This window comes from Pseudoalteromonas simplex (genome assembly GCF_015278155.1).
GTDB classification, from domain to species: domain Bacteria; phylum Pseudomonadota; class Gammaproteobacteria; order Enterobacterales; family Alteromonadaceae; genus Pseudoalteromonas; species Pseudoalteromonas simplex.
In genome coordinates, this window is the sequence record NZ_JADILN010000017.1 from 48,208 (window position 1) to 54,215 (window position 6,008).

Sequence of the window (6,008 nt, forward strand, 5' to 3'; positions counted from 1 at the left end):
ATGGATAGTTTTTCAGTTTATGGTGAGCAATTTACGAGTCGTTTACTGATTGGCTCAGCACTGTACCCTTCGCCAAGTGTTATGACAGAGTCGATAGTGGCCTCACAGGCTGAGATTGTCACGGTTTCATTAAGACGTCAGCAAAGCGCTGCTGCGGGTGATGATTTTTGGCAATTGATAAAAAACACCGGGTTAAAGGCGCTGCCAAATACGGCGGGTTGCCATAGTGTGAAAGAAGCAGTGACCTTGGCACAAATGTGCCGCGAAGTGTTTGCCACTGATTGGATCAAGTTAGAGTTGATTGGTGACGAATATAATTTACAGCCAGATCCATTCGCACTGCTCGAAGCCACTAAAATTTTATTGGCCGATGGCTTTAAAGTTTTACCTTATTGCACAGATGATTTAGTGCTGTGTCAGCGCCTCGCTGATTTAGGCTGCGAAGTACTTATGCCTTGGGGCGCACCGATTGGCACAGGCAAAGGCTTGCTGAATCCTTATAACTTAAAAATGATCCGTGAGCGCTTGCCAAACCATACTTTAATTGTTGATGCGGGCTTAGGTTTACCATCTCATGCCTGTCAAGCGCTTGAATTAGGGTATGATGCCGTATTATTAAATTCGGCAATTGCAGGTGCAGGTTGCCCAGTAACGATGAGTAAAGCGTTTAAGAGTGCGGTTGAAGCGGGGCGATCTAGCTATGTGGCTAAAGCGATGCCAGAGAAAGACGTAGCAAGCCCATCAACGCCGACGCTTGGAATGCCATTTTGGCATCAAGAATAAAATGTGAGGAATAACATGAATCAGGTTGTATGGACCATAGCTGGCTCAGATTCGGGCGGCGGTGCAGGAATTCAAGCCGACATCAAGGCAATGCAAAGTTTTAATGTACATGGCTGTACGGTTATTACTGCTTTAACGGCACAAAATAGTTTAGGTGTAGAAGCACTTAACCCGATTTCAACAGAAGTGATTGAGTCGCAACTATTAGCCTTAGCCAGTGATATGCCTGCCAGCGTGATTAAAATTGGCATGCTTGCCAATGTGCAGCAAATACAGCTTATTAGTGAGCATTTAAAACATTACAAAGCAACTTGGGCAGAGCCGCCTTTGGTTGTTTATGATCCGGTTGCCATTGCCTCAAGTGGTGATTTATTAACAGAAGAAGATACTGTTAGTGCTATCAAAGAGTGTTTATTGCCATTAGTCGATGTTGTAACACCGAACACCCACGAAACACAGCTATTAACTGGTGTTTACCTGATTGGCCCAAGCGCAGTGAAAGAGGCCGCAAAGAAGTTAACAGGCTATGGTGCAAAAGCGGTGATCATCAAAGGGGGTCACTGGGATTACCCAAGTGGCTATTGCATTGATTACTGCGTGCAAGGTGAGCAGGAATATTGGCTTGGTAACGAAAAAATTCAAACTCCGCATAGTCACGGTACTGGATGCAGTATGGCCTCTGTGATTGCTGCGTGTTTAACCAAACAGTATCCTCTCAAAGATGCCTTTATTTTAGCGAAAGCCTATATCAACCAAGGATTAAAAGCAGCCATTCGATATGGTGAAGGGATTGGCCCCGTTGCACACACTTGCTTTCCAACAAATCTAGCTGATTACCCACAAGTCATCGAAGCGGGAAGTTGGCTGGGTGATGAGCTCGACTTTGATTGCCCGGTTGATTTTACCATGGCAGCAGGTTTTGCCGAGTGCGACTCTAAACAGCTTGGGCTATATGCCGTTGTTGATACGGTTGATTGGTTAGAGAAGTGTTTAGCCGAAGGGGTTAAAACCGTTCAATTAAGAATGAAAAATGCAGACGATGCAGCACTTGAAGAGTCGATTGCAAGTGCGGTTTTGCTGGGGCAGAAGTACGATGCGCAGGTATATATTAATGATTATTGGCAATTGGCGATTAAGCACGGCGCTTATGGTGTGCATTTAGGACAAGAAGACTTACAAACCGCTAATTTAATTGCCATAAAAGAGGCGGGGTTACGCTTAGGTGTATCGACTCATGGCTTTTATGAGATGCTGCGTGCACATAATTACAGACCAAGTTATATGGCGTTTGGTGCTATTTATCCAACCACCACTAAAGACATGACGGGGCAAATTCAGGGCTTAGAAAAGCTCGAAAAATTTGTGCCGTTGATGGCCGATTATCCAACGGTGGCAATTGGTGGAATTGATATATCACGGGCTGAGCAAGTTGCGAGCACGGGGGTTGGCAGTGTTGCAGTAGTACGTGCGATTACTGAAGCCGAAAACTACCAAGCAGCCATTGCCAAGTTAAAACAGCTGGTCGAAGGTCAGTCATAATATGAGCGCGTTAAGCGACAAAGAGCAAATTCGTTATAGCCGCCACTTGCTACTCAAAGAGGTGGGGCATGCAGGGCAGCAAAAGTTAAAAACTGCACATATTGTGGTTGTCGGAGCGGGTGGGCTTGGCTCACCGGCATTGTTTTATTTAGCGGCTGCAGGAATCGGGACGCTCACTTTGATTGACGACGATAAAGTTGAGCTTTCAAATCTACAGCGACAAATACTCTATAAAGTAAACCACATGGGGCAGGCAAAAACACAGGCGGCTGCCAAGGTGTTAGGCAGTTTAAATAATCAAATTACGGTTAAGCCTCTATGCCAAAAGCTTGATGAAAGTAACTGTGCTGAGCTACTTGAAGGTGCTGACATCATCCTCGATTGCAGTGATAACTTTGCTACCCGCTATTTGGTTAATCGCTATTGTTTAGCTAAATCTATCCCACTTGTATCAGCTGCCGCTATTGCAACGCAGGGGCAGGTGATGAGTTTTGATTTTCGTGATGAACAGAGTCCTTGCTATGGCTGTATATTCCCACAAACGGAGGAGCAAACAGCGCTTAATTGTGACAATGCTGGGGTATTGAGCCCGTTGCTGGGTGTTATGGGGAGCATGCAAAGTTTATTGGCTATCAATATATTGCTTGGCCATAAAACGGGTAGCGAGTTTATTCAATTTGATGGGCTAACACTAATGCAGCAGTGCTTTAATATTCAAAAAGATAGTGAATGTTCAGAGTGTAATCGTGGGGTGTAGGCGCGGTTTATAATGAATTTTAAGCAAACCACTATTGCTCAAGTGGTTTGCTTAATTGAACTTATTAGTCGTTAATTTTCGCAAATGGTGTGCCCATTCGCGTCACTGTTTCTGGGTGTTGATCTGATAAGAACTCAGCTTGATTTGCGCCCCAGGCTAAAATAACGGTAGAGCCTAATTTAAAGCGACCCATTTCTTCACCCTTCTTCAGAGTAATCGCATTGTCACCTTCAGTTGGGTAATTCCAACTAAATACATCTTTACCTGCTGGTGGCGTTACTGTGCCTGCCCAAATAGTCTCGATGCTAGCAACAATTGTCGCACCGACAAGTACCATGGCTAGCGGGCCAATTTCGGTTTCGAAGATAGCTACAACACGCTCGTTACGAGCAAATAGGTTAGGTACATTTTGCGCTGTTAACGGGTTTACCGAAAATAAATCACCCGGTACGTAGATCATTTTGCTCAGCGTACCATCAACAGGCATGTGAATACGGTGGTAATCTTTAGGCGCTAAATAAATAGTTGCAAACTTACCGCCTAAAAACGGCGCTGTGTCTTCTTCTTTGCCACCAAGGAGTGCTTGTAAGCTGTAGTCATGGCCTTTTGCTTGGATGATTTGACCGTCTACTACATCGCCTAATTGGCTAATTGCACCATCAACTGGGTGAGCAATAATGTCGCTTTCTTCAGCAAGTGGACGAATACCTTCTTTTAACGGGCGAGTGAAAAACTCATTAAAAGTTTTGTAATGAGCTGGATCTGGGTATTTAGCCTCAGTCATATCAATTTTGTATTGTTTGATAAACAATTTAATTAAGGCCGTTGTTAAGCCACCCGCTTTTGCTGCTGCTAACTTGCCAACCATGCGCGAAATGAAATGTTTTGGCATGGCATATTGCATAGCAATTTTGAATTTATCTAAACTCACTTGTTTTTTCCTAAATAGTTATACGCGAGGAGCGCGTGCACCAGCACGGCCGTCGGCCATAGTTTCTAAAATTCGGTGGTAACTGTCAAAACGAAGTTCTGAAATTTCACCATCATCAACAGCTTGGCGAATTATACAGCCTGGATCGTTTAAATGCTTACAATCGCGAAAACGACAGCCACCAATAAAATCACGGAACTCTTTAAAGCACCATGTAACGCGCTCAACATCTAAATGCCATAAGCCAAACTCACGAATTCCCGGTGAGTCGATTAGGTTACCACCACTTGGTAGATGGTGTAATCGCGATACGGTTGTTGTGTGTTGACCAAGGCCGCTGTTCTCAGATACTTCTTGGGTTAAGATGTCAGCATCAGGCAGTACAGTGTTCACTAAGGTTGATTTACCCACACCACTTTGACCAACAAAAATGCTGTTTTTATCGACCAGTTTTTGTTTAAGCTCATCAATGCCTTGACCCGTTTTATTACTGACTAATAGTACTTGATAACCTAGCTCACGATAGATATCGAGAATTTCATCAATAAAAGCAAGGCCTTCATCGTCAATCAAATCTATTTTATTAAGCACTAAAATTGGCTCAATCCCCATGTCTTCACAGGCAACTAAATAGCGGTCGATAATGTTTGGTGTAAACTCAGGCAATACCGCAGAGACCATTAAAATTTGGTCGATATTGGCAGCGACGACTTTCACCCCGTCATAAAAATCAGGGCGCGTTAGTTGTGAGCGACGCTCATGGGTTGCTTCAATAACGCCAGCTAAGTCGCCTTCGCTAACTTTTGCACGGCGAAAAATAACTTCATCACCACAAACAAGGCTCGATACTGTTCTGCGTATATTACAGCGCAATACTTCGCCTGACTCGGTTTCGATATCGGCATGTTGGCCAAATCGACTGATCACAACCGCATTTTCGGCAGGGCCTAAATTGTCATTTTGCCATTGCACAGTTGCCCCTTTCTGTTGCTTTTTGTCTGCATTAGAGAGGCGTTTTTGATGATTGGCCTTAATTCGACGCGATTGGCCTTTACTTAATTTCTTTTGTTTTGCCACTTTTGGCCTATAACTTGAGTAAATGTCGGGCTTTTTGAAAAAAAAGCTTTAGGTCGACTGATGATACTAATATGATATATCTAAATGCGTTGGATCTAAAGGAAAGCACCGCTAAGGTAACTATGTCTTTTCATAAATCAAATCTTATCTGGCTCGACCTAGAAATGACAGGCCTCGAACCAGCAACAGATAAAATACTCGAAATTGCCACTGTTGTCACCGACAGTGATTTAAACATCTTGGCCGAAGGTCCTGTTATTGCTATTCATCAAAGCGATGAACTGCTTGATGGTATGGACGAGTGGTGCACGACTCAGCACGGTCAATCTGGTTTAACAGCTCGTTGTAAAGCAAGCACATTCACTGAACAAGATGCTATTGATCAAACTTTGGCATTTCTAAAGCAATGGGTACCTGCGGGTGCTTCACCTATGTGTGGTAATTCTATCGGCCAAGACCGCCGTTTTATGAATAAGTACATGCCTGAATTGGAAGACTACTTTCACTACCGTAACCTTGATGTGAGTACCGTTAAAGAACTTGCACGTCGTTGGAAACCTGACGTATTAGCGCAAGTGAACAAAAAAGGTTCACATCTAGCCCTCGACGATATCAAAGATTCGATCATGGAATTAAAGGTTTACCAAGAAAAATTCTTTAATTTGTAAAAAACATTTGCAAACACATCGGATTATTGTAGAATCCTGCCCCGCTTAAGACGTTAACCCCCGCGGGGTTGGTATGTCTTTAGCTAAACTTTTATAGTTGAAATTTGCGGCACTAGCTCAGTTGCCAGAACGTTTCACCGCAACCTTCAGGTTGTGCGACAACGGACAAATTACTGACTACTTTTGAATGCGGCACTAGCTCAGTTGGTAGAGCGCAACCTTGCCAAGGTTGAGGTCACGAGTTCGAGCCTCG

Annotated in this window: 6 protein-coding genes; 4 read left to right on the forward strand and 2 right to left on the reverse strand. The window is 43.8% G+C overall.

Going from position 1 to position 6,008, the window contains the following annotated elements:
* From IRQ78_RS19575 to IRQ78_RS19585, 3 genes are read left to right on the forward strand one after another with little or no spacing between them, the layout of a single operon-like run.
* Positions 1-783 (forward strand): thiazole synthase, encoded by a 783-nt coding sequence (locus tag IRQ78_RS19575; RefSeq protein WP_194442949.1) that lies wholly within the window; start codon positions 1-3, stop codon positions 781-783.
* A gap of 15 nt (positions 784-798) precedes the next feature.
* On the forward strand, positions 799-2,322 hold the full coding sequence (gene thiE, locus IRQ78_RS19580) for a thiamine phosphate synthase (protein ID WP_194442950.1): 1,524 nt from the start codon (positions 799-801) through the stop codon (positions 2,320-2,322).
* Between the two features lies 1 nt (position 2,323).
* Positions 2,324-3,079, forward strand: a complete 756-nt coding sequence (locus IRQ78_RS19585) for a HesA/MoeB/ThiF family protein (protein WP_054554136.1) — start codon at positions 2,324-2,326, stop codon at positions 3,077-3,079.
* 64 nt (positions 3,080-3,143) lie between these two features.
* On the opposite strand, the gene asd is transcribed toward IRQ78_RS19585, so the two are convergent.
* Positions 3,144-4,010, reverse strand: coding sequence for an archaetidylserine decarboxylase (gene asd, locus IRQ78_RS19590; RefSeq protein ID WP_194442951.1), 867 nt, complete (start codon positions 4,008-4,010; stop codon positions 3,144-3,146).
* A gap of 18 nt (positions 4,011-4,028) precedes the next feature.
* Positions 4,029-5,087 (reverse strand): small ribosomal subunit biogenesis GTPase RsgA, encoded by a 1,059-nt coding sequence (rsgA, locus tag IRQ78_RS19595; RefSeq protein ID WP_054554137.1) that lies wholly within the window; start codon positions 5,085-5,087, stop codon positions 4,029-4,031.
* A gap of 122 nt (positions 5,088-5,209) precedes the next feature.
* Here rsgA and orn point away from each other — a divergent pair, with 122 nt between their 5' ends.
* Positions 5,210-5,755, forward strand: a complete 546-nt coding sequence (gene orn, locus IRQ78_RS19600) for an oligoribonuclease (protein ID WP_054554138.1) — start codon at positions 5,210-5,212, stop codon at positions 5,753-5,755.
* The last annotated feature ends 253 nt before the right edge of the window (positions 5,756-6,008 follow it).

Bases quoted from the DNA above. Each gene is read 5' to 3' on its own strand.
- IRQ78_RS19585 (WP_054554136.1), top strand. From the start codon at position 2,324: ATGAGCGCGTTAAGCGACAAAGAGCAAATTCGTTATAGCCGCCACTTG.
- thiE (WP_194442950.1), top strand. From the start codon at position 799: ATGAATCAGGTTGTATGGACCATAGCTGGCTCAGATTCGGGCGGCGGT.
- IRQ78_RS19575 (WP_194442949.1), top strand. From the start codon at position 1: ATGGATAGTTTTTCAGTTTATGGTGAGCAATTTACGAGTCGTTTACTG.
- orn (WP_054554138.1), top strand. From the start codon at position 5,210: ATGTCTTTTCATAAATCAAATCTTATCTGGCTCGACCTAGAAATGACA.